This window comes from Pseudomonas sp. Irchel 3E13 (assembly GCF_900187455.1).
Classification (GTDB): Bacteria; Pseudomonadota; Gammaproteobacteria; order Pseudomonadales; family Pseudomonadaceae; genus Aquipseudomonas.
The window spans coordinates 107,464-129,614 of the sequence record NZ_FYDX01000013.1 but is presented as its reverse complement, the minus strand read 5'-3'; the positions used below and the strand labels follow the sequence as shown (position 1 = coordinate 129,614).

Here is a 22,151-nt window from a genome sequence, read left to right as displayed (position 1 = left end):
GTCAGTCGGAGGTGACCATGGCGAGCATCGTCGCCAGGTAGTGCTCGCCATAGGGTGGCAGCAGGCCCCACTCGCGGCGCGGGTCGTGGGCCGGGGCCTTGAACACCGTGCGCAGGTGGCTGAATTCGAGGAAGCCCTCGCGGCCGTGGTAATGCCCCATACCGGAGGCGCCGACGCCACCGAACGGCGCGTCGTGCATCGCCGCGTGCATCATCACGTCGTTGAGGGTGACGCCGCCGGACACTGTGTGTTCCAGCACCCGGCGCTGCTCGACGGCGTCCTGGCCGAAGTAGTACAGGGCCAGCGGCCGCGGGCCCGCGTTGATCGCGTCGATGACCTCGCCGAGGTCGTCATAGCCGAGCAAGACCATGGCCGGACCGAAAATCTCTTCGCTCATGATCTGCGCGTCATGCGGCGGATCAATCACCAGGCGCAACGGGCGACGGCGGTCGTTGGCGTCCAGTGGCAGCGCTTCCGGTAAGGACTCGATGCGCGCGCCGCGTTGCCGGGCGTCGTCGATATAGCCTTCGACCCGCGCCAGATGACGCTGATTGACCACCGCCACCACGTCCGGATTGCCCTGGATGCTCGGGTGCAGGCTTGCATAAGCGGCGCGCAGCGCGGCGATGAACGACGCCTGCAGGTTGCGCGGCACATAGACCAGGTCGGGGTTGATGCAGATCTGCCCGCCATTGGTGGCCTTGGCCGCGGCGATGCTCAAGGCGGCCTGGTCCAGGTCCGCGGTGGTCGAGATGATCACCGGCGATTTGCCGCCCAGTTCCAGGGTCACCGGCACCAGATGCTGCGCTGCATTGCGCATCACGGCACGGCCCACGGCGGTGCTGCCGGTGAACACCAGATGATCGAACGGCTGGGCGGTGAAGGCTTCGGCCAGCTCGGCGTCGCCGGTGACCACCGCCACCTCCAGCGGGTCGAGGTGCACGGCGCACAGGCGGGCGACCACGCCGGCGGTGCGCGGGGTCACTTCGGACGGTTTGAGGATCGCCCGGTTACCCGCCGCGAGGACCGAGGCCAACGGGCTGAACAGGGTATACAGCGGCGCATTCCAGGTGCCGATGATGCCGACGCTGCCTTTGGGCTGGTACATGATCCAGGCCTTGGCGCCCAGTTGGTCGTAGGGCGCGAACGCTGCGCGCTGCTCGTCCTGCATCCAGTGCGCGAGGTGATCGCGGGCGTGCTTGAGGGAGGCCAGCGCGCCGAGGACATCGTTCATCAGCGAGAAACCGGCGGGACGGCCGCCGAAATCCGCGTCCATGGCTTCGGTCAGTTCGCCGTGGTGGGCCACCAGCAGGTCGATCACGCGCTGGATGCGGTCGCGGCGGGTCGCCGCGTCAACGGCGCCGGCGGCATTGAAGGCGCTTTTCTGCCGGGCCAGAAGGCCGGAAAGCGTGTCGACGGATGATGCGACTGAACTCATGCGTGTCCCCTTGCGAAGTGGCCTTCATGGCCTTGGCAGCGCCCGATGCGCCTGGGACCACGTTGCCCCGCCAGGCCCCGCCGCGCCTCGTCCGATCGGACGAGGATCGAGCAAAAGCGTTAGTCCGTTGAGACGATGTAGGCCGTGCGGCCGCGTCCAATACTGGCCCCACGAAAACACCACCCATGAGGCCAGTCATGGCAACACAACACATCAGTTTCGATCCCCAGGCCTTCCGCGCGGCCCTCGGCACCTTCACCACCGGCGTGACCATCATCACCACCCAGGGCGAGGACGGCGCGCCGGTCGGCATCACCGCCAACAGCTTCAACTCGGTGTCGCTCAACCCGCCGCTGGTGCTCTGGAGCCTGTCCAAGCAGGCGCGCAGCCTGCCGGTGTTCAGCAGCGGCAAGCACTGGAACGTGCACGTGCTGTCCACCGAGCAGGAAAAACTCTCCGGCCGCTTCGCCACCCAGGGCGAGAACAAGTTCGCCGAGGTCGAGCTGGACCGCGGCGTCAGCGAAGCCCCGCTGCTGCAGGACTGCACGGCGCGCTTCCAGTGCCGCACGGCGTTCCAGTACGAGGGCGGCGACCATGTGATCTTCGTCGGCGAGGTGCTCGCCTTCGACCACAGCGACCGCGCGCCGCTGGCGTTCCAGAGCGGCCAGTACGCCCTGACCACCCGCAAGCCGCGCAACGAACTGCGCCTGGCGACCACCCCGCCGCCGCCCGAGTGCAGCTACACCGAGGACCTGCTCGGCTATCTGTTGGGCCGCGGGCATTACCAGGTGCTCAACGTGCTGCGGCATATGCTCAGCAACCAGCAACTGGACGAGCAGGCGTTTTTCATCCTTGCCGTGCTGTGCATTCGCGACAACCTCAGCCTCGACGAGATCAACACCTTCGTCAGTTATACCGGGCATGTGGTGACCCTGGCCGGCATGCGCTTCCTCGAGCGTCAGCAACTGGTGGCGATCGAAGGCGATGACGACGACCTGCGTTTCGTCCTCACCGCCAAGGGCCGCGAGACATCGCTGCAGCAGGTTGCGCTGGCCAAGGTGGTGGAGCAGGAATTGACCGCCAAGCTCGGCATCGCCGATGCCCAGGCGCTGAAAGTGCTGCTCAAGCGCCTGATCGTGGTCAGCGACCCCGGCTTGCCCGACCTCTGGGCGCCGCGATGAGCGCGGCCGTGCCGGCCCTGTCGGCGTCGCCGGTGGGCTGGCGGGCCCATGGCCTGCTGGCGTTGCTGGCGGTGGTGTTCGCCGACAATTTCGTCGGCCGGCAGATCCTCGCGGTGATGATCGAGCCGGTGAAGGCCGAGTTCGGCGTCGGCGACACTGCCATGGGGCTGATTTCCGGGCTGGCCTTCGCCGTGGTCTACGCGGTGATGGGCTTGCCCGCCGGGCGCCTGGTGGATCGCCTGCCGCGCACCCGCTTGCTCGCTGCCTCGTGCCTGCTCTGGGCATTGGCGACCATGGCCTGCGGGGTGGCCGGTAGTTTTCTGCTGCTGGCGATCGCGCGGATGGCGGTGGCGGTCAGTGAGTCGCCGACCACCTCGGCTTCGCTGTCGTTGATCGCCGACCTGTATCCGCCGCAAAAGCGCTCGTTCGCCATCAGTTGCTTCACCGCGGCGCCGACCTTTTCCTCGATCATCGGCCTGAGCATCGGCGCCTGGGTGGTGGAGCACTACGGTTGGCGCGTGGCCTTTATCGCCCTGGGCGTGCCGGCGTTGCTGTTCGCTGCGGCGCTGGCCTTTATCGTGCGCGACCCGCCACGCGGCCGCTGGGACCTCACGCCCCACGCCCCCGGCGCCTCCCCCGGCCTGACCGCCGAAGCTCGCGGCCTGTGGGCGTTGCCGGCGTACCGGCAATTGATCCTGGCGGGCGGCCTGACCACCCTCAGTTCCTACGCCATCGCCATGTGGAACACCAGTTTCCTGGTGCGTTCCCACGACCTCTCGCTGCAACACGCCGGGCTGCTGGCCGGGGTGATCTGCGGCACCGCCGCCGGTGTCGGCGGACTGTTCAGCGGCTGGCTCAGTGATCGCCTCAGCCGGCGTGACGCGCACTGGCAGTTCTCGATCCCGATCATCGGCCATCTCACCGCGATGACGGCCCTGGTCATCTACCTGCTCTGGCCCGACACCGTGCTGCTGCACCTCGGCAGCCTGCCGGTGCCGGCGGCGATGCTCTGGTGCGCGCTGTACAGCTTCTTCGCGGTGTGGTGGGTGGCGCCGTCCTACAACCTGGTCACGCAACTGGTGCCGGCCAACCGCCGTGGCGCGGCGATGGCCCTGCAAACCATCGTCAGCACCCTGCTCGGGATCGGCATCGGCCCGCTGTTGGCCGGATTGCTCAGTGACCTGCTGTTGCCGCTGGCCGGCGAGGATTCGCTGCGCTACGCCCTGCTGCTGGTGAGCCTGCCGGTGCTGGGTTCGGTGCTGTTGCTGTTGCGTACCTCGCGGCAGGTGGGTCGATAGCGACGCCCGCGCTATCGACCCGTTCCCTCAACGGCGGTTGCTGAAACCGGCGATGGCCTGACGGGCCGTGTCGGTTTCCAGCATCCGCGCGAACACCCGCGCTTCCTCATCGATGCGCTCGCGCAGGGCGGGCGCCTCGGCGCTCTTCAGCAGGCGCTTGGTTTCCATCAGTGCCGCCAGTGGCTTGCACGCTAATTTGCGCGCTTGGGCCAGGGCCGTGTCGAGGACCTGCGCCGGCTCCAGCACCCGATTCACCAACCCGGCGCGCAACGCCGCCTCGGCGTCGAACGGCTCGCCCAGCAACAACGCCTCGGCGGCTCGCTGATAGCCGAACACCCGGGGCAGCAACAGGCTGGAGCCGGCTTCGGGACACAAACCGAGATTGACGAACGGCAGGCTGAACAGCGCGTTGCTGCCGGCAAGCACCAGGTCGCAGTGCAACAGCAGCGTGGTGCCGATGCCCACGGCGACACCGCAGACCGCGGCCACCAGCGGTTTGCGGAAACCACTGACGGCACGCAAAAACTGCCAGACCGGCGCGTCGAGGCCATCGGGCGGATGGCTGATGAAATCGGCCAGGTCATTGCCGGCGCTGAATACCTGTTCGCTGCCGTGAAACAGCACCACGGCAATCGCCGGATCCTCCTCGGCCTGGTGCAGCAGCTCGGTCAGGCGCTGGTACATGGGCACGGTCAGGGCGTTTTTCTTGGTTTCGCGGTTGAAGGTGATGATGAGGACGCCGGAGTCCTCGCGGGTCAGGATGTCGGTCATTGCGCGCTCGCTGGTTGACGGGAGCCCTAGCAATAGCCCGTCGCCGTCCGCCGCGAAACGTCCGGATTGAGTAGGTGTCGCGTGTCAGCGTCGCTCATCCGACAGCGGCGTCGGCTCGTCGGGCTCTGGCACGGGCGTGTCCTGCTGCGGAGCGTCCGGCAGGCGCTCGATGTCGTTGGGTTCGTCCGAGCGCTGCGGGTCACCGTTGACGTTGGGGTCGGTGACCGGGTCGGTTTCGCGCTGCGGGTTGTTCAGCGGGTCTTTCCAGAGTGGGTCGTCTTTGGGCGAGTGCATGACGCGGTCCTCGGTGGTGGTTCCTGAGCATTGGAATGGGCATTGGAATCAGGAGTGCCGGCCAGCCGATCAACGGAGCAACGCTGTTAAAGTGGCAGCCCGCCACCGATGGAGATCACCATGCCTATCCGCCCTGCCCGTCCCCATGACGCCCACCTGCTGCCCGCCATCGAGCGCTCGGCGGCTGAGGCGTTTCTCGCGGTTGAGCGGTTGGCGTGGGTCGCGGCGCATGAGGTGCTGAGTGTCGAGGAACACCTGGGCTTTATCGACAAGGGCTTGCTCTGGCTGGCGGTGGATGAGCAGGACCGGCCGCTGGGGTTTCTCTGCGCCAGCGTCCAGGACGGCGGCGTGCACATCGACGAATTGTCCGTGGCGCTTTGTCATCAAGGGAAAGGACTGGGGCGGGGGCTGATCGCCTGTGTCGAGGCGTGGGCCCAGGCGCAAGGCTTCACCGCCTTGACCCTGACGACCTTCCGCGAAGTGCCGTGGAACGCGCCCTTCTATGCGCGGCTGGGTTTCGTCTGTCTGGACAACGGGCAGTTGCAGGGTTTTTTGCGCCAGCAAATAGCCCATGAGCACGCGCTTGGGCTGCCGGGACGTTGCGCGATGCGCAAATCATTGTCCGTCCCGGCCTGAGCTTTATTTCTGTTCTTGCGCTTTCTCGGCTTCGGCCGCCGCCTGTTGCGCGGCGCGCAAGGCTTCGATCGTTTGCTCCAGCAATTCCACCTGCTTGAGTAGCTGACGCCGTTCGCCGCCCACCAATTCGAGTTGCTGGCCCTGGGACTGGAACTGGCGCTGCAGTTCTTCGCGCGCGCCCTGGGACTGCGCCAGGTTGGCGCTGAGGGTGCGGGTTTCCAGCGCGTGCTGCTCCTGCTGGTCCTTGAGGTGTTGGCATTCGCGCTGGACATGCCGCGCCTCCACCAGCAACCGCTCGTTGTCGCGGTTGAGCCGGGTCACTTCGTCCTGCTTGATGATCAGTGTCTGCTGCAACTGGCGCAGCTCCGCCTGCAACTGCTGGACCTGCGCTTCGTGCCGGCGCTGATCCTGCTCGCGCTGCTCACGGCTGGCAGTACGGTAATGCTCCAGCGCATCGCGGGCGTGCTGGTGCTTGTCTTCCAGCGAGGCGATCTGTTCGTCCTTGTCGGCCAGCCGCACATTCAACTCACCCACCGCCTGGCTCAGCGTGGCATTGCGGGTGTGTTCGCTCTGCAGGCTGCTGCGGGCGGTGGCCAGCTCCGCGGACTCAGCGGCCAGCGCCGCGCCCTGGATCTGCAATTGCTGCTGCGCGGCCGCCAGCGACTGCTGGCATTCCTGCAAATGCGCGTTCAGCGCGGCGTTTTCCACATCGAACGACTTTTGCGCCTCTTCGACGCAGGCGTCGCTCTCTTCGCGCAACTGCTCCGCCAACTGCTTGACCAGCCCCATCAGCGACGCGCTGAGGTCCGGCACGCTGGTGGTGGCGGGCGGTTTCTGGATTTCCAGCTCTTTGAGGTAGCGATGAATGGTGGTTTTCGAACCGGTATTTCCCAGTTCAATCCGCACCGCATCGATGCTCGGATGCTCACCCCGACCGAGGATCGCCTGACGGGCTTTATGCACGACTGCTTTGTTGATACCACCGCGGGCCATGTCTGTGTTCCTGCTATTTCATAATGTGGTACGTATCATGTTTTTACATACCAAAAAGATCAAATTAATTTTCATAATCTTATGAAAATTAAGATGAAATAATCGCGACTTATCAAATCAGAGGCAGTTTTCACCCGTCAGAAAGCCGGGCCAAGACTATTCGGCGACATCGCCGCGGCCAGACTGGCGGTCGCCTTGAACGCCACGCCGTCGGGATAGGCTGGCCAGTCCCGTATCAGCAAGGGCGCCATGCCGAACACCTGCACGCCCTGCTCGCGGCGGGCAAGACGAAACGAGGCATAACCGAACGCGCCGACAATGCCCGCGAACCCGCCGTACCGAGTAGTCCCGGGGATGGCTCAAGTCGGTATCGCGGTCATTATCCAGCCGCCACTGACGGTCCATGTCGAGGATCGGTGCAGCCCCCAGTGGGTAACCCGCTCGGGCGAACAAGGGCGCCAACCCGCCAATGCCTTCGGGCGTGAGGTATTCCCACGCCACTGACGGCAAGCGGAACAACGGCACGCCCTGCGCCGAGCAGCAGCGCACCGTCAAGCAGGCTATCGCTGAAATCAACGCCCTGGATCTGCGCGCCCGCCAGTGAAAGCGCGCGGGCAGATCCATCGGCGCGAACGGTACACCCGGCAATCGGTGCATCCACCAGCACGCTGTCGCTCAGGTCGGCGGCGGAAAAATCCGCCTCGGTAAAGTTGGCATTGCTGCCCAGGATGTTTTTCAGCGAGCACTTGCGCAGGCTTGCCCGCCGCGCGAAGACATTCCTCAGGTCGGCACCGTCCAGCACCGCGCCCTCCAGCCAGCAACTCTCCAGGCGGGCATCGGTCAGCAGCGCCCCGGTGAGTTGCAGGCGGCTCAGGTCGGCGTGGCTGAAATCGCCGCCGCTGAAGTTGGCATGGGCGCAGTCGAGGCGGGCCGCCGGGCTGCCGAGAATCGCGCCCCGGGCTTGGCAAAAGCTCAGGTCGATCCCCCGGGCACTGCGTGGCGCACCCCAGCCAGGCCAGCCAAGGGTCGCGCCGGACAAGTTGGCGTGATCCAGCAATGCACCGTCGAAAAACACGCCGTTGAGCCGGGTGTCGCGCAGATCGGCCTCGCCGAGCAGGCAATTGGACAGGTCCGCGCCCTGCAGGCTGGCACCAGTAAAGCGCGCGCCGGTGAAGTCCACCCCGATGGCGCTCGCGCCATCCAGCACCACATCGGTCAGGTCCACGCCCCGGCCCTGTCCGCTGGCCACCAACGCCGCCAACGATGGGGTGGCCAGACACGTCGCCCCCGCATGGAAGGTGAACTTGCCCATGAACTCACCCAACGTTCCCGTCCTCACAACTGCACCTTGGCTTTGATCGAGACGAAGGTCTGCTGGATGCTGACTTCCGCCGCCTCGAAGACGAAATGGAACATCTGCATCATCGGCGGCGCCCCATGGGTCGCCTCGGCGGACTCGAAACTCTGCTCGCCATGGAGACGGAGTGGATAGCGCGCTACCAACACGAACCTCCAGCGTTTCCGTGCGCTCGACATGCCGCAGATCGAAATGCAGGTACTTCATTGCCATCTCCTTGATAAAGGGGGGCAGTGCCCCGTGCGGCGGCCAAAATAGGCGGCGAGATGGCTTTTTGTCAGCATTGGGTTTCTGAGCGAATCTGGGCGCCCTTCGGCAATGGCAATTGCGGGAGGGCGCAGGCGGCAGGCGCTACACAAATGGTGTTGCCGTACGACGGCTAGTCGACGCTCAAATCCGGAACTGCCCCAGCAGACCCTGCAGGCGCTGGCCGATGATGCGCAGCGCATCCACGGTCTGGACGCTGCTTTGGGTCTGGTCGGCAACGCTGTCCGTGGTGTTGGCGATCTGATGGACGCTGCGGTTGATTTCCAGCGCCACCGACGTCTGCTCCTCGGCGGCGCTGGCGATATGGGCATTCATTTCGTTGATCGTGGTGATCAACGCCACGATTTCGCCCAGCGCCCGGTCGGCCTGGCTGGCCTGGGCACTCGCGCCCTCCCCGGCCTCGGTGGACTGGTGCATGGAACCGACCACGCTGCCGGTGGCCCGCTCCAGTCGTTCCAGAGTCTCCTGGATTTCCTCGGTGCTGCGCTGGGTGTGACTGGCCAGCGCCCTGACTTCGTCGGCGACCACCGCAAAGCCACGCCCCGCTTCACCGGCCCGAGCAGCCTCGATCGCAGCATTGAGCGCCAGCAGGTTGGTCTGGCCGGCAATCGAGCGGATGACGTCGAGCACCGTGACGATTGCCGCCACATCAGCCTGCAATCCCTGCAAGGCACTTCCCGCGTCGGACAGGTTGGCGCTCAGGGACTGGATCTTCACGCTGCTGGCATCCACCACGTGGCGGGCATGCCTGGATTGCTGATCGGTTTTCAGCGCGGCGTCCGAGGCGTGCTGGGCGCTGACCGCGACTTCCTGTGCCGCCGACGACATCTGGTTGACCGCGGCCGCCACCTGTTCGGTTTCCTGGCGCTGACGCTCCATGGCCTGATCTATCCGCCGGCATTGCTCCGCCACTTCGTCCACCGCGCCGCCCAATTGTTCCGCCATCGCCACGCTTTGACTGACCAGCCCATGAATCTTGTCGACGAAGGCATTGAACGACACCCCCAGCCGGCCGAACTCATCATCCCTGGTCACTGGCAGACGGCGGGTCAGATCACCTTCGCCGGCAGCGATTTCATCGAGATGTGCGCGAATCCGACCCAAGGGCCGCAAGCTGCCGTTGACCAGCAGCCGGGCCAGCATGGCGATGACCCCGAGCAACCCCAGCGTAACCAGGGCGATCCCGCCGATCAGGCTGCACATCCGCTCGGCGAGGTGAGCCCTGACCTCGGTAACCCGCGCCTCGATACGGTCAAGGTTGACGGCGGTGACCACAACCATGTCCCACTTGGGCAGGTAAAAGCTGTAGGCGAGCTTGGGCACCACCAGCCCGGTGTCGATCAATGCGCCTGAATAGCTGACGAAATGGCGCTCGCTTTTCGCGGCTGCCACCATCTCGCGGTTGAGATAGACGCCATTCTTGTCCTTGCGCTCACTCATGTTGATTCCGACACCCTCACCGCTGTCGCCGCGAAACAGGCGCACGACCTGGCTGTCGTAACCGATGAAATAGCCGTCATCGCCGTACTTCATCGCTGACAACCGGGTGATGGCCCGCACGCGCCCGCTCAGGTCTCCGGGCGCCGCCTGCTCATACAGATCCGCCACCGCCGTGCGGGCGATACTCGCGTAATCGGCAAGCCGCTCGCGGGACTCGGCCAACAAACGTTCGCGGGTTTCGGCCACGTCCCGCTCGGCGCGAACCATCAGCGTGACGCTGGTGGCTACGCCGAGCAGGGTCGCGAATACCAGCACCGGCAACAGGGTCAGCAACAACATTTTCGATTTGAATGACAACGCTCTCTTCCTCTACCCAAGCCCATGAAGTCGCTGACCGCCGGCGCGGCTTACCAGAGAACGATGTCGTAGGTCAGGTAAACGCGGTTGCTGTCCCGGCCGCGGGAAAAATCGGAGCGGTACACGTAGTTGCGCAGCTTCACGCCCAGCCCTTTGAAGGTGCCGGACTGCACCACGTAGGCCAGTTCGGCATCACGCTCCCATTCGTTGACCGTGCTGTCGGACTTGCCGTCCGTACCGCTCAGGTAGCGGGCGGAGAACGTCAGGCCGGGCACGCCGACCTTGGCAAAGTCATAGCCGTAGCCGAGCATCCAGGTTTTCTCGTCTTCCTCGATGAACTTGCCGATACCGACGTTGCTGAAGGAGTAGACGGTCGCGCCGCTTATATAAGGAAGGCCCGCATCGCCACTGAGTTTCTGGTAGCCGGCGTTGAAGGTGTGGCCGGCCACCGCGTAGGACAGCAACCCGCTGAGCATGTCGTTGTCGATCTTGCCGCTGTACGCCGAACCGGTATCGCTGCTGCGGAAATAGCGCAGGTCGCTGGTCAGCACGCCCGGGCCAAGCGGCAGGTCGTGCTGAATGCCGGCGAAATGTTGGCGGTAGAAGTTTTCCAGTTCCCCATGGAAGTAACTCAGGCGCAGGTTCTTGCCGAGTTTGTAATCGGCCCCGGCATAGTTGAAGTCACCGCTCTTGTCACCGCTGTAGCCGTCCGGCACCAGCGGCACGCTGTCGGTGGAGTCACGCAGCTTGAAGCGGTCGAGGTGTCCGCCGGTGAGGGTGAGGTTGTCGATGTCGGTGCTGGTGACCTGTGCGCCCTGGTAGGTTTGCGGCAGCAGGCGCGCATCGTTGTAGATCAGCACCGGCGTCTTGGGCAGCAAGGTGCCGTACTTGACCGTGGTCTTGGCAAACCGCGCCTTGGCGGTCACGCCAGCGCTGGCGAACGCGTCGGCGGCGCGGCCGTCGTCATGCACGGGCATCAATCCCGTGCCGCTGCGACCGCGGCCCGAATCGAGCCTGAACCCCGACAGGCCCATGGCGTCGATGCCCACGCCCACGGTGCCGGTGGTAAAGCCGGACTGATAATCGAGCAGAAAACCCTGGGCCCACTCGGTCCGTTCGCTTTTGGCGGTGCTCGCCGCGCGGGCGCTCATGCCGTGTTCGTCACGGAAGTTTTCATTGAAATAGACGTTGCGCAGTTGCAGCTTCAGCTTGCTGTCCTCGACAAAGCCTTCGGCATTGGCGGCTGCCAGCGGCAGCAGCGCGAACAGAGGAAACACGGCACCGCGGATAAGCAGAGTGTTCATGACAGACGACTCATTGTTGTTATTGAAGGCGCAGCCCGGCAGACGCCCGCGGGATCGGGGGCGTGCCAGAAGGAGGAAAACAGGGGTGTGTCAGGTGAACAGGCTGATGGCGCCGGTCAGCAGGGCCAGTGCGGTCACCACCAATGAGGTGAGCACCGCCCACTTGACCGTGGCGCGCTGGAAGTCGCCGATGTCGCGGTCGACCATGCCCACCAGCAACAGGGTCGAGGCCACCAGCGGGCTCATGAGGTGCACCGGCTGGCCGAGAATCGACGCCCGGGCGATCTCCACCGGATCAATACCGTAAGCCGCCGCAGCATTGGCCAGGATCGGCACCACGCCGAAGTAGTAGGCGTCGTTGGACAGCACGAAGGTCAGCGGCATGCTGGTAATGGCCACCACCAGCGGGAACAGGTGCCCCCACGACGGCGGAATCCACTCCACCAGGGTTTGCGCCATGGCGTCGACCATCTTGGTGCCCGAGAAGATCCCGGCGAAGACGCCCGCGGCGAACACCAGCAGCACCACGGTCATGGCGTTGCCCGAGTGGGCGAGGATGCGCTCTTTCTGGATGTCCAGTTGCGGATAGTTGATCATCAGTGCCACGACGAAACCGATCAGGAACAGAATCGCCGAGTGCATGATGCCCATCACCAGCGCGACCATCACCGCGATCACCAGCACCAGGTTTACGTAGGCCAGCTTGGGACGCTTGTGCGGGGTGTCGCCGAGAATCTGGTTGATGTAGCAGTCGCCACCGCCGCTTTGCAGCTGGATATTGCCGATGCGCTTGCGTTCGGCGCGGCCCAGCAGGAAGGCAGTGAACACGACCCACATCGCGCCGCCGATCATGGTCGGCAGCAAGGGTACGAAGTACTCCCCGGCGTCCAGACCCAGTGCCGCGATGGCGCGGGTGGCCGGCCCGCCCCACGGCGTCATGCCGCTCATGATGCTCAACGACAGCATGGCGATCGTGGCCAGGATCATCGGGTTCATGCCGATGCGCTTGTACAGCGGCAACATCGCGGCGCAGGTGATCATGTAGGTGGTGGTGCCATCACCGTCCAGGGCAACCACCAGCGACAGCAGTGCGGTGCCGATGGCGATCTTCATCGGGTCGCCGTTGACCCGTTTGAGGATCTTGCGGATCAGCGGATCGAACAGACCGGCGTCGATCATCAGGCCGAAGAACAGGATCGCGAACAGCAGCAGCGCAGCCGAAGGGGCGACCATTTTCAGGCCGTCGAGCATCATCTTGCCGGTGGTGCCGCCAAAACCGCCGATCACGGCGAAGACGATCGGTACCACAGTCAGCGCGACTATCGGGGACAGGCGCTTGGTCATGATGAGGTAGGTGAACACCACCACCATGGCGAGGCCGAGCAGAGCGAGCATAGTGAATTCTCTTGTTGTTATGGGTAGCTTGGCCGACGCGCAGGCGCACGGCCGCCTTGGCGCTGGGCGTCCCGATCAACGGGGCCCGGCGCGGACGTTAACGAGGGTTTTTCAGGGGGTAAGACGGTTTAGCTGTGTCCGGGCGCGTTGCTGCTCTGCCAGGACGCATCCTCAGGTTTGACCACCGCCGGCGGCGCAACCTTGCCATCCAGGGTGTCCAGCAGCACCTGGCGGTCGCAGGCTTTTTCCGAAATGGCGATGGCCACCGTGGCCACGGCATTACTGGCGAGGCTAGTCAGGGCCCGGGCTTCGGACATGAAGCGGTCGATACCGATCAGCAGCGCGAGGCCCGCCAGAGGAATGTCGTGGATCACCGTCAAGGTCGAGGCCAGGGCGACGAAGCCGCTGCCGGTGACACCGGCGGCGCCCTTGGACGATAGCAACATGATCGCCAGCATGGTAATGACCTGCCCGGCGCCCAGTTCGATATTGCACGCCTGGGCAATGAAGATCGCCGCCAGAGACAGGTAGATCGCCGTGCCATCCAGGTTGAACGAGTAACCGGTAGGCAGCACCAGCCCGACGACGCTCTTCTTGCAGCCCAGCGCCTCGAGTTTTTCCAGCATGCGCGGCATCACCGGTTCAGTGGACGAGGTCCCGAGCACCACCAGGAATTCTTCGCGCAGATAGCGCAACAGTTTCCACAGGCTGAAACCGTTGGCGCGGCAGATGCTGCCCAGCACCACGACGACAAAGAAGCCGCAGGCGATGTACAGGGTCATGATCAGCTTGGCCAGCGAGCCCAGCGAGGTGACGCCGTACTGGCCCACGGTAAAGGCCAGGGCACCGAAGGCGCCGATCGGAGCGAAGCGCATCAGATAGGAGAAGATCTTGAATACCATGTGCGAGGCCGATTCCAGCACCGCCAGCACCGGCTTGCCGCGCTCGCCCAGGGACGACAAGGCGAACCCGCTGAGCACGGCGATAAACAGCACCGGCAGGACTTCACCCTTGTTGAACGCACCAATGAAGGTGTCGGGGATGATGTGCATGAAGAAGTCCACCACATTCAGCTTCGCCGCCGAGTCGGTGTACTGGGACAAGCCTGCAGTGCTCAACCGGGTGGGGTCGATGTTCATCCCGGCGCCGGGCTGGAACAGATAGACCGCCGCAAGGCCGATCATCAGGCTGACCACCGTGAGGCCGAGAAACAGCAGCATGGTCTTGCTCAGCAGGCGACCCAACGAAGCTTTGTCGCTCATCCCGGCGATGCCGGTCACGATGGTGCAGAACACCACCGGTGCGATCATCATCTTCACCAGTTTGATGAAGGCATCACCCAGCGGTTTCAGGGCAATCGCCTGCTGGGCCCAGAAATGCCCGACCAGCACGCCCAACAGCACGGCACAGACAATTTGGAAGTAGAGCGATTTAACGACTTTCATGGCATCACCCGTTTTTGGAATTGTGCTGATGCATTGAGTGGGTTGGCCCGTTCAGCCGGCCAACCGTTGTGAAGCTGGCGCGTAGACCGTTCCCGAGAACAGCCGGCGAGCCGTGCGAACCACCGAGGCGCGGATGGTCTCGCCGTTTTTGCCGGTATACGCCAGGACCACATCGATACCGCCACTGGGGTGCTCGATGCGTACGCGGGTCGGTTTGGCTTCGGCGCCGTCGCCCAGTAACCCGGCCACGACGCTATCAGGCGTGGCGCAAGCAGTCGCCAGTCCGATGGAGCCGGTGATCGCCAATGCCCGATGACATTTGTGCGGCATGAAGTAACGCACCGAGAGCGTACCGCCGGCAAGCGGCCTGGAAACCAGCACCGGCTTGGGAATCACCTTGTCGCTGACATCGCCCAGGCCCATCGCCAGCCCTGCTTGCAACCGCAGGCTTTCCAGTCGCTTGAGAAAATCGACGTCGCTGTCCAGTTCGGCCGGGGTTTCATCGCCGCGCTTGCCCAGTTCGCCGGCCTCGATCAGCACCATCGGCATGGCCATGTCGATGCAGGTTACCGGGATGCCGTCGATCACATCACGGACTTTCCCGGTGGGAAACAGCTTGCCGGTCTTGCTGCCTGCGGCGTCGAGGAAAGTCAACTGAACCGGGGCGGCAGTTCCCGGTACGCCGTCAATGGCAGTGTCGCCTTCGTAGTTGACCTGACCTCCCGGCGTTTGCACGTCGGCGTTGACGAAGGTGCCGGTGTTGAGGTTGCGAATCCGCACACGGGTCCGCTCGCCCTTGGCCTTCACCAGGCCCTGCTCGATGGCGAAAGGACCGACGGCGCAGAGCATGTTGCCGCAATTGGGCGCGGTGTCGACCCGACGCTCGGCGACCATCACCTGAACGAACAAGTAGTCCACGTCCGCGTCTCCGTGCAGCGACGGGCTGACGATCGCCACCTTGCTGGTTTGCGGGCTGCCGCCGCCAATGCCGTCGATTTCCAGCTCGTGACCCGAACCCATCAGGTCGAGCAGCAGCTCATCGCGCTCTTCGACGGCAGCAGGCAAGTCCCAGGCCAGGAATACCGGCCCTTTGGAGGTACCACCGCGCATCAGCACACAAGGAATTCGTTGCATGATTACCAACTCTTGCTAATCAATCAGGTTGTTTGATGTTCTGGGAGCAAGAGTGTCAGGGAAGTTACAGTCATTCAAATGCAAAGATCAGAGCGATTATTGCGATTGGCGCATGATTTGATTAAGGTGGGCCACGCGCTCCGCACGCCCTTTCTTCGTTGAGGCAACCTAATGGAATACGAGCTTCAGGACATTCGATCTTTCGTGAAAATCGCCGAACTGGGCAGCTTCCACGAGGCAGCGGACGCGCTACACCTTTCTCAGCCAGCCCTCAGCCGGCGCATCAAGAAGCTCGAAGAGGGGCTGGGCACTGCCCTGCTCGACCGCACCACGCGCAAAGTCAGCCTGACCAGCGTGGGCCGGGACTTCCTGCCCAAGGCGCGACGCCTGCTGGATGATTTCGACGACTCGATTCTCAATATCCGTGAACTCGCCGAGCGTCAGGTCGGCCAGGTCACCCTCGCCTGCATTCCCACGGCCGCGTTCTATTTCCTGCCGTCGGTGATTCGCCTGTACAACGAGCGCTACCCGAAAATCCGCATCCGCCTGCTCGACCTCAGTGCCAATGAAGGGCTGGAGGCGGTGCTGCGCGGCGAAGCCGACTTCGGCATCAATATGATGAGTGGCCAGCATCCGGACATCGAGTTCGTCCCGCTGGTCAACGAGCCGTTCGTGCTGGCATGCCGGCGCGACCATGAACTGGCCAGCCGCGCCTCCATCACCTGGTCCGAGTTGAGTGATTACCGCCTGATCGGCGTGGGTCGCCTGAGCGGCAACCGCATGCTGCTGGATCACGCCTTGTCGGGGTTGAGCTGGCGCCCGCAATGGTTCTACGAGGTGCAGCACCTGTCGACATCGCTGGGCATGGTGGAAGCAGGACTTGGGGTCTCGGCGATGCCGAGCCTGGCCATGCCGGCGGCAGACCACCCCACGCTGGTGAGCATTCCGCTGAGCGATCCGGTGGTCAACCGCACCTTGGGGCTGGTCTATCGGCGAGGAGCGTCGTTGTCGCCGGCGGCGGAAAAGTTCGTCTCGATCCTGCTGGAACAGTGGCCGCAATAATCCGGTAGCGGCGCATCGCGCCGGCTCGGCGCGATGCGCTGCGACGTATCAGAAATCGATCGTCGCCGACAATTGCAGGGTGCGCGGATAGCCCGGCGAGATCGCGCCATAGGACGCTACGCCCGACCAGTATTCCCGGTCGAAGACGTTCTGCACGGTGGCGCGGAAGGTAGTGGGCCGGCCTTCGATGCGGGTGGCGTAGCGGGCGCCGAGGTCGACGCGGGTCCAGGCGTCCAGTTCCTGGGTGTTGGCCTGGTTGATGTACTGGCTGCCGGTATAGATCGCGCCACCCGTCAGGGTGAAGCCTTCAATTGCCGGGGTGTCCCATTCGGCCCAGATGTTGGCCTGCACATCGGGCACGCCTACAGGGTCGTTGCCACGGTTGCTGGCCGTGGCCGAGTCGGTCAGTTCGCCATCAAGCAACGTGACGCCGCCAAGCAGACGAGTACCCGGCGCCACTTCGCCGAACAGGCTCAGCTCGACACCACGGTTGCGCTGTTCGGCCTGCACCGAAAACGCATTGCCCGCACCCAGCTCGCCGCTGGGTTTCTCGATCTGGAACACCGACAGGCTGGCCATGAAGGAGTCCTTCTCTACCTTCACGCCCAGTTCCTGCTGCTTGGACTCATAGGGCGCGAACGCCTGCCCGGCGTTGGCCGCAGTGGCGGGCGCGACGTCGCCTTTGCTCAGTCCTTCGACGTAGTTGTAGTAGAACGAAACGTTTTCCCAGGGTTTGACGACAAGGCCCACCACCGGGGTCGTCGCGCTGTCGTCGTAACGGGAAGTCACCGCGCCGGTGGCGGCGTAGTTGCGTGACTCGATGGCTTGCCGGCGCACACCCAGGGTCAGTTGCAGGCGGTCGTCGAGAACAGACAGGGTATCGGTGACGGCAACGCCGGACAGCTCCGACTCGGAAATCCGCAAAACCTTCGGCGCGGCGATGTATTGCCTGGGCACATCCACCGGGTGGTAGATGTTCGAGACGATTTCCGTGCCGTTGTTGATGCCTCGGCGCAGTTCATCCTGATACCGGGTGGCCATGACGGTGGTGGTATGGCTGACCGGGCCCGTTTCGAACAAGGCGCGCATCCCGACATCGACGGTCGAGCGATCGACGTTGAATTTGTAGTAGCCCGGCGTATTGCTGATAGTGCCGTCCTCGCTAAGGATCCTTGGCACCTGGTCGGACATGCGTTTGACATCGGCTCGACCGCCGCCAGCATGGGCGAACACCGTCACTGCATCGCTCAGGTCATATTCCCCGCCGACCAGCGCGGACTGCTCCCGGGTGTTGGACCAGCCCCAGTCCTGCGGCAGGTTGGTCCGGCCATTCGGCGCCGACGGCACCTTGACGCCGGCCGCCACCGTGAACGGTCGCGATGAGGCGTCCCACTTCTCTTTCTGGCTGAGGAAATCCAGGTTCAAACGCAGCCGTTCGCCTTGATAGTCCAGGGCGATGGCGCCGATATCCAGCGCACGCTGCTGGTCTTCGATGGCCGTGTCGCCCTGGGCCATGCTGCCGTTGAAGCGCACGCCCCACTGTTTCTCATCACCGAAACGACGGCTGACATCGATATGGCCGCCCAGTTGGGTGTTGGCGGCGTAGCTGGCGGTAAAGCGCGTCAGGTCCTCGGCCAGCGCCCGTTTCGGCACGATATTGATCACGCCGCCGACGCCGCTGTTGGGTGAAATGCCATACATCAGCGCGCCCGGCCCCTTGAGCACCTCGATCCGTTCGGCGTACTCGGTGAACACCCGGTAATTGGGCGCCACGCCATAGACACCGTCGAAGGCCAGTTCGCCAAGGTTGCCCTCGCCCACCGGGAAGCCGCGAATGAAGAACGAGTCGACAATGCCGCCCGCCTGGCCGGTGGAGCGAACCGATGGATCACGCTCCAGGGCGTCGGCGACGGTTACAGTCTGCAGGTCGGCAAGGGTCTTGGCGGTGTAGCTGGTGACGTTGAATGGCGTGTCCATCACATCCTTGTTGCCCAGCATCCCGACCCGGCCGCCGCGGGCCACCTGATCACCGGCGAAGGCCTCGGGCAGGCCGCCGAGACGCAGGCTCGACGCATCGACGCTGGTTGCGGCGAGTGTGAGTCCACCGTCGCCGGCCGCAGGCTGCTTGATCAGCATGAAGCTGCCATCACCGAGTTCCACCAGCTCCAGGCCGCTGCCCGCCAGTAGTTGGGCAATGCCTTCGCCAGCCGAGTAGCTACCCGTGAGGCCTGGGCTGTGCAGTCCTTCCGTCAGCGCGGGCTCGAACGACAAGGCCATCCCCGATTTCACCGCGAAGCTGGACAGCACCCGGCCCAGTGGTCCGGCCGGAATGTCGTAGGCCTTGCTGGCCACGCTGTCCGGTTGCTGGGACGTAGCCGCCCAGGCGCTGGTGCTTGCCGTGACCAGGGCAACACTCAGCAGGGCGGTACGGACGGCCATCGTTAACGTGCATTCGGCGCGGAGGCGACTTGCAACAGGCATGACAAGAAGATCCTTTTGACTGGGAAAGAGGTGGTTTCACTTCCTCTGCCAGCCGAGGCGGAAAAAAGTATCAGGCCGTAGCAAAAAAATATTGGCGTCCTTCGCGACGGTTCGGCGCCTTTCGCGAGCGAGCTCGCTCCTACAGGTTCACACCGCGTGGCTTTTTCGCGATGCTCAACGTGCCGCCAACAAAGTCCAGTACCCGCTCATATGCTCCGTCACCGAAATCGAATAGGTAGCTGCGAGCATGTTCAACGTCCGACGCCGGTCATTGATCGGGTAAGCGCCCGACACCAGCAGGTCGGCAATCGCCGGGTCGCAGCGCACGAAGCCGCGGCCGTAGCGCGCCAGTTCCGCGGCGAAATCTTCCAGGCGCATCTTGTCGGCCAGGAGCATGCCCTGGGTCCAGGCCGTGACGGTTTCGTCCACCCGGCTCACCGGTGCGGTCGCGCGGGCGTCGAAGTCGGTTTTTTCACCAGCCCTGACCACCAGCGGCGTAACAACGGCGGCGCTGCCCGCCTCCACTCGGATCGCGCCTTCCAGCACGGCCAGGTAGGTGCGCCCCGCCCGCTCGCGAACCGAGAACCGCGTGCCCAGCGCCTGCATCCGGCCTTCGCTGGTCGCGACGCGCAACGGCCGGGCCGGAACCGCGCTGTCCGCTGCCGTCTGCACCAGGATCTCGCCGCGAACCAGTCGGATGAGACGCTGATCGGGATCGAAGCGCACGTCGATTGCCGAGTCGGTGTTGAGAAAGACCTGCGTGCCGTCGACCAGGATGATCTCCCGGCACTCGCCGATGGCCACACGGTAATCGGCCATCCAGCCCTGCCGTTCGCTCAGGTTGAAGCCCAGCCAACTGGCCGGCGCCAGTGCCAGGAACATCGCCAGACGGGTGATGACGGCGCGGCGTCCCGGGTTGCCCGGACGATCCAGCGCAGACATCGCCAGCGCCGGCGGCAGGCCGCCCAGCTTGCCCATCAGCAACTCCGCCCGTTGCCAGGCGCGCTCGCGGTCCGGGCTGCTGCTGCGCCAGACGCGCCAGGCGGCTTGCTCCGCCTCGGAGACGTCGCCTTCGCCCATGCACATCAGCCACTCGGCGGCTTCTTCCAGTGCTTGCGGGCTGATCTGCGCTGCAGAGGCTGTCTCGGTCATTCAGTTCACCAGCGCCAGGCACTTGAGGAAGGCCTGTTTCATGTAGCGCTTGACGGTAATCAGCGACACGCCGAGTTCGCTGGCGATGGCTTCGTATTTCATGCCGGTCAGTTGCGACAGCAGGAAAGCGCGTCTGACCAGTGGCGGCAGCGTGTCGAGCATGGCATCGATTTCATGCAGGGTTTCCAGCACCAGCAAGCGCGACTCCGGAGAGGGCACCTCGGGCGCCGGAAGCTGCGCCAGGGCGGCCAGATAGGCGCGTTCCAGGGATTTTCGCTGGCACCAGTTGGCGAGAATGCCGCCGGCAACACAACTCAGATAAGCCCGCGGCTCGTCGAACACCGAGACGTTGGACGCCAGGATCCGGGCGAAGGTGTCCTGCACCAGATCGGCCGCATCCAGCGCATTACCCAACTTGCGGTGCAACCGGGCATAAAGCCATCCATGATGCCCGCTATAGAGCTCTTCGATATTTCGCAGGTGATTGCTGGGGGCGACCACAACTTCGCTCATAGGAGGCTTCAATTGTTGTAAGTGATAATGGTTTGCAATGCTAAGTTAACCGCGCCCCGCCTGCAATCGACAGATCGCCCGTGTTGAAGACAAACTGAATGACCCGCCGGATACCTGAGGAACGCCTGTGTCACCACCCCATTGCGCTCCGGGATCCGCGCCGATCCTGCTTGAAGCCCTGCGCCTCAGCCGTGTCGACCCGACAACCCATGCGGCGCTGCTCAACCCTGTCGATTTCTCCCTGCGGGCAGGCGAACGCGTGGTCATCACCGGCAGTTCCGGCTCGGGAAAAAGCCTGTTGCTGAGAGCGTTGGCGCTGCTGGACGCGCCCGCCGACGGCAGCCTCACCTGGATGAACCAGGCGGTACTGGCGCAGGACATCCCGCGTTTTCGCACTCAGGTCTGTTACCTGGCCCAACGTGCCGCGCTGGTGGAAGGAACTGTCGCGGACAACCTGCGCTTCCCGTTCACGTTGAAAGCGTTGCGCGAACGCACCTTCGATATCGGCATCGCGGAACGCCTGTTGGTGCAGGCGGGAAAGAACGCCGGCTTTCTGGACAAGCAGGCCGCCGACCTGTCTGGCGGTGAAGCGCAGATCGTGGCGCTGGTCCGGGTATTGTTGCTGGCGCCTCAGGTCCTGCTGCTCGACGAGCCCACCTCGGCGCTCGATCCGCAATCGGCCGCCGCAGTGGAAACGCTGGTGGTGCAGTGGTTCGAGCAACACCCCGAAGCCTGCGGCTACATCTGGGTCACCCATGATCAGGAGCAAGCCCGGCGCATGAGCAGCCGCTGGCTGAGCATGGATCAAGGCGTATTGCTGAACGAGAAGCCCGCATGAACTACCAGACACTTTCCTACACCGACCTGGGCATCGCCTCCGCGCTGATCCTGATCAACGGCCTGCTGTCCGTGCTGCTGAAACTGCAACTGGAGCGGCAATTGCTCCTGGCAGCGGTGCGTACCGTCGTGCAGTTGCTGGCGATCGGTTATGTGTTGGGCTGGGTGTTCCAGTCCGCGCATTGGTATGTGGTGCTGCCGCTGATGCTGGCCATGACCCTGATTGCCGGTATTTCCGCCGCCGGGCGCGGCAAACAGCGGCATGCCGGACTGCTGACCGACAGCGTCGTGGCCGTGGGGCTCAGTTCCTGGCTGGTCACCGCGCTGGGGCTGTTCGTGGTGTTGCGGGTGCGGCCCTGGTACGAACCGCAGTACGCGATCCCGATCCTCGGGATGGTGCTGGGCAACACCTTGACCGCCGTTTCATTGGGGCTCGACCGCATGACGCGGGAGCTGAGCGCCCGTCGCGACGTGGTGGAAATGGTTCTGGCCCTGGGCGGAACCCGATGGGAAGCGGCGCAGGCCGCCGCCGTCCAGGCGGTGAAAGCCGGAATGATGCCGACCCTCAACCAGATGACAGTGGTCGGCATCGTCAGCCTGCCCGGCATGATGACCGGGCAGATCCTCGCCGGACAAAGCCCGGCGGAAGCGGTGCGCTATCAGATCGTAATCATGTTCCTGATCGCTGCCGCCTCGGCGCTGGGTACCGTGTGCGCGGTGCTGATGACCTTCAACCGGCTGTTTTCCCCGGCGCACCAGTTCATGTCGCACCGGCTCACGCCAAGGAAGTAGCCGT

20 protein-coding genes and 1 pseudogene are annotated in these 22,151 nt (G+C 64.3%); 6 read left to right on the top strand and 15 right to left on the bottom strand.

Going from position 1 to position 22,151, the window contains the following annotated elements:
* Position 1: 1 nt before the first annotated feature.
* On the bottom strand, positions 2-1,438 hold the full coding sequence (locus tag CKW37_RS22670; RefSeq protein ID WP_095158499.1) for a coniferyl aldehyde dehydrogenase: 1,437 nt from the start codon (positions 1,436-1,438) through the stop codon (positions 2-4).
* 197 nt (positions 1,439-1,635) lie between these two features.
* Here CKW37_RS22670 and CKW37_RS22665 point away from each other — a divergent pair, with 197 nt between their 5' ends.
* Together CKW37_RS22665 and CKW37_RS22660 are read left to right on the top strand one after the other, a co-directional pair.
* Positions 1,636-2,619, top strand: a complete 984-nt coding sequence (locus CKW37_RS22665; RefSeq protein ID WP_095158498.1) for a flavin reductase family protein — start codon at positions 1,636-1,638, stop codon at positions 2,617-2,619.
* The gene (locus CKW37_RS22660; protein ID WP_177454472.1) at positions 2,616-3,917 is read left to right on the top strand and encodes an MFS transporter; all 1,302 of its coding nucleotides are present in this window, start codon (positions 2,616-2,618) and stop codon (positions 3,915-3,917) included. The genes CKW37_RS22665 and CKW37_RS22660 overlap by 4 nt, the downstream gene beginning before the upstream one ends.
* A 27-nt stretch (positions 3,918-3,944) precedes the next feature.
* On the opposite strand, the gene CKW37_RS22655 is transcribed toward CKW37_RS22660, so the two are convergent.
* Positions 3,945-4,688 carry an enoyl-CoA hydratase gene (locus CKW37_RS22655; RefSeq protein WP_095158497.1) on the bottom strand — a complete coding sequence of 248 codons (744 nt, stop codon included), beginning with the start codon at positions 4,686-4,688 and terminating at the stop codon, positions 3,945-3,947.
* 84 nt (positions 4,689-4,772) lie between these two features.
* A complete protein-coding gene (locus CKW37_RS22650) occupies positions 4,773-4,982 on the bottom strand; it encodes a hypothetical protein (protein ID WP_095158496.1) in 210 nt (69 codons plus the stop codon).
* Positions 4,983-5,102: 120 nt separating this feature from the next.
* Here CKW37_RS22650 and CKW37_RS22645 point away from each other — a divergent pair, with 120 nt between their 5' ends.
* On the top strand, positions 5,103-5,618 hold the full coding sequence (locus tag CKW37_RS22645; protein ID WP_095158537.1) for a GNAT family N-acetyltransferase: 516 nt from the start codon (positions 5,103-5,105) through the stop codon (positions 5,616-5,618).
* 3 nt (positions 5,619-5,621) lie between these two features.
* Here CKW37_RS22645 and CKW37_RS22640 read toward each other — a convergent pair whose 3' ends face one another.
* The 9 genes and pseudogenes from CKW37_RS22640 to CKW37_RS22610 all read right to left on the bottom strand — a co-directional run bounded on the left by CKW37_RS22640 (position 5,622) and on the right by CKW37_RS22610 (position 15,310).
* Positions 5,622-6,611, bottom strand: a complete 990-nt coding sequence (locus tag CKW37_RS22640; RefSeq protein ID WP_095158495.1) for a DNA-binding protein — start codon at positions 6,609-6,611, stop codon at positions 5,622-5,624.
* Between the two features lie 379 nt (positions 6,612-6,990).
* Positions 6,991-7,923 carry a pentapeptide repeat-containing protein gene (locus tag CKW37_RS22635; protein ID WP_159985305.1) on the bottom strand — a complete coding sequence of 311 codons (933 nt, stop codon included), beginning with the start codon at positions 7,921-7,923 and terminating at the stop codon, positions 6,991-6,993.
* Positions 7,924-7,946: 23 nt separating this feature from the next.
* Entirely contained in the window at positions 7,947-8,117 is a 171-nt protein-coding gene (locus tag CKW37_RS32835) for a hypothetical protein (RefSeq protein ID WP_218241343.1), read from the bottom strand.
* A 241-nt stretch (positions 8,118-8,358) separates the two neighbouring features.
* The gene (locus tag CKW37_RS33750; RefSeq protein WP_371864325.1) at positions 8,359-9,114 is read right to left on the bottom strand and encodes a methyl-accepting chemotaxis protein; all 756 of its coding nucleotides are present in this window, start codon (positions 9,112-9,114) and stop codon (positions 8,359-8,361) included.
* A gap of 102 nt (positions 9,115-9,216) precedes the next feature.
* Positions 9,217-9,942: pseudogene (locus tag CKW37_RS33745) on the bottom strand (cache domain-containing protein); the annotation flags it as partial.
* 140 nt (positions 9,943-10,082) lie between these two features.
* Positions 10,083-11,336, bottom strand: a complete 1,254-nt coding sequence (locus tag CKW37_RS22625; RefSeq protein ID WP_095158492.1) for an OprD family porin — start codon at positions 11,334-11,336, stop codon at positions 10,083-10,085.
* A 90-nt stretch (positions 11,337-11,426) separates the two neighbouring features.
* Complete coding sequence (locus tag CKW37_RS22620; protein ID WP_095158491.1) at positions 11,427-12,731, bottom strand: CitMHS family transporter; 1,305 nt, start codon at positions 12,729-12,731, stop codon at positions 11,427-11,429.
* 128 nt (positions 12,732-12,859) lie between these two features.
* Complete coding sequence (gene dctA / locus CKW37_RS22615) at positions 12,860-14,176, bottom strand: C4-dicarboxylate transporter DctA (RefSeq protein ID WP_095158490.1); 1,317 nt, start codon at positions 14,174-14,176, stop codon at positions 12,860-12,862.
* Between the two features lie 51 nt (positions 14,177-14,227).
* A complete protein-coding gene (locus tag CKW37_RS22610) occupies positions 14,228-15,310 on the bottom strand; it encodes a 4-oxalomesaconate tautomerase (protein WP_095158489.1) in 1,083 nt (360 codons plus the stop codon).
* A gap of 171 nt (positions 15,311-15,481) precedes the next feature.
* Here CKW37_RS22610 and CKW37_RS22605 point away from each other — a divergent pair, with 171 nt between their 5' ends.
* Positions 15,482-16,372 (top strand): LysR family transcriptional regulator, encoded by an 891-nt coding sequence (locus CKW37_RS22605; RefSeq protein ID WP_095158488.1) that lies wholly within the window; start codon positions 15,482-15,484, stop codon positions 16,370-16,372.
* Between the two features lie 48 nt (positions 16,373-16,420).
* On the opposite strand, the gene CKW37_RS22600 is transcribed toward CKW37_RS22605, so the two are convergent.
* The 3 genes from CKW37_RS22600 to CKW37_RS22590 form a co-directional block, all read right to left on the bottom strand.
* A complete protein-coding gene (locus tag CKW37_RS22600; protein WP_095158487.1) occupies positions 16,421-18,853 on the bottom strand; it encodes a TonB-dependent receptor in 2,433 nt (810 codons plus the stop codon).
* Between the two features lie 174 nt (positions 18,854-19,027).
* A complete protein-coding gene (locus tag CKW37_RS22595) occupies positions 19,028-20,005 on the bottom strand; it encodes a FecR domain-containing protein (RefSeq protein ID WP_095158486.1) in 978 nt (325 codons plus the stop codon).
* Complete coding sequence (locus CKW37_RS22590; protein ID WP_095158485.1) at positions 20,006-20,518, bottom strand: sigma-70 family RNA polymerase sigma factor; 513 nt, start codon at positions 20,516-20,518, stop codon at positions 20,006-20,008.
* Positions 20,519-20,645: 127 nt separating this feature from the next.
* Here CKW37_RS22590 and CKW37_RS22585 point away from each other — a divergent pair, with 127 nt between their 5' ends.
* Both CKW37_RS22585 and fetB read left to right on the top strand, forming a co-directional pair.
* Entirely contained in the window at positions 20,646-21,356 is a 711-nt protein-coding gene (locus CKW37_RS22585) for an ATP-binding cassette domain-containing protein (RefSeq protein WP_256587836.1), read from the top strand.
* Positions 21,353-22,147 (top strand): iron export ABC transporter permease subunit FetB, encoded by a 795-nt coding sequence (gene fetB, locus CKW37_RS22580; RefSeq protein ID WP_095158484.1) that lies wholly within the window; start codon positions 21,353-21,355, stop codon positions 22,145-22,147. Before CKW37_RS22585 ends, fetB begins: the two co-directional genes overlap by 4 nt.
* Positions 22,148-22,151 lie beyond the last annotated feature (4 nt).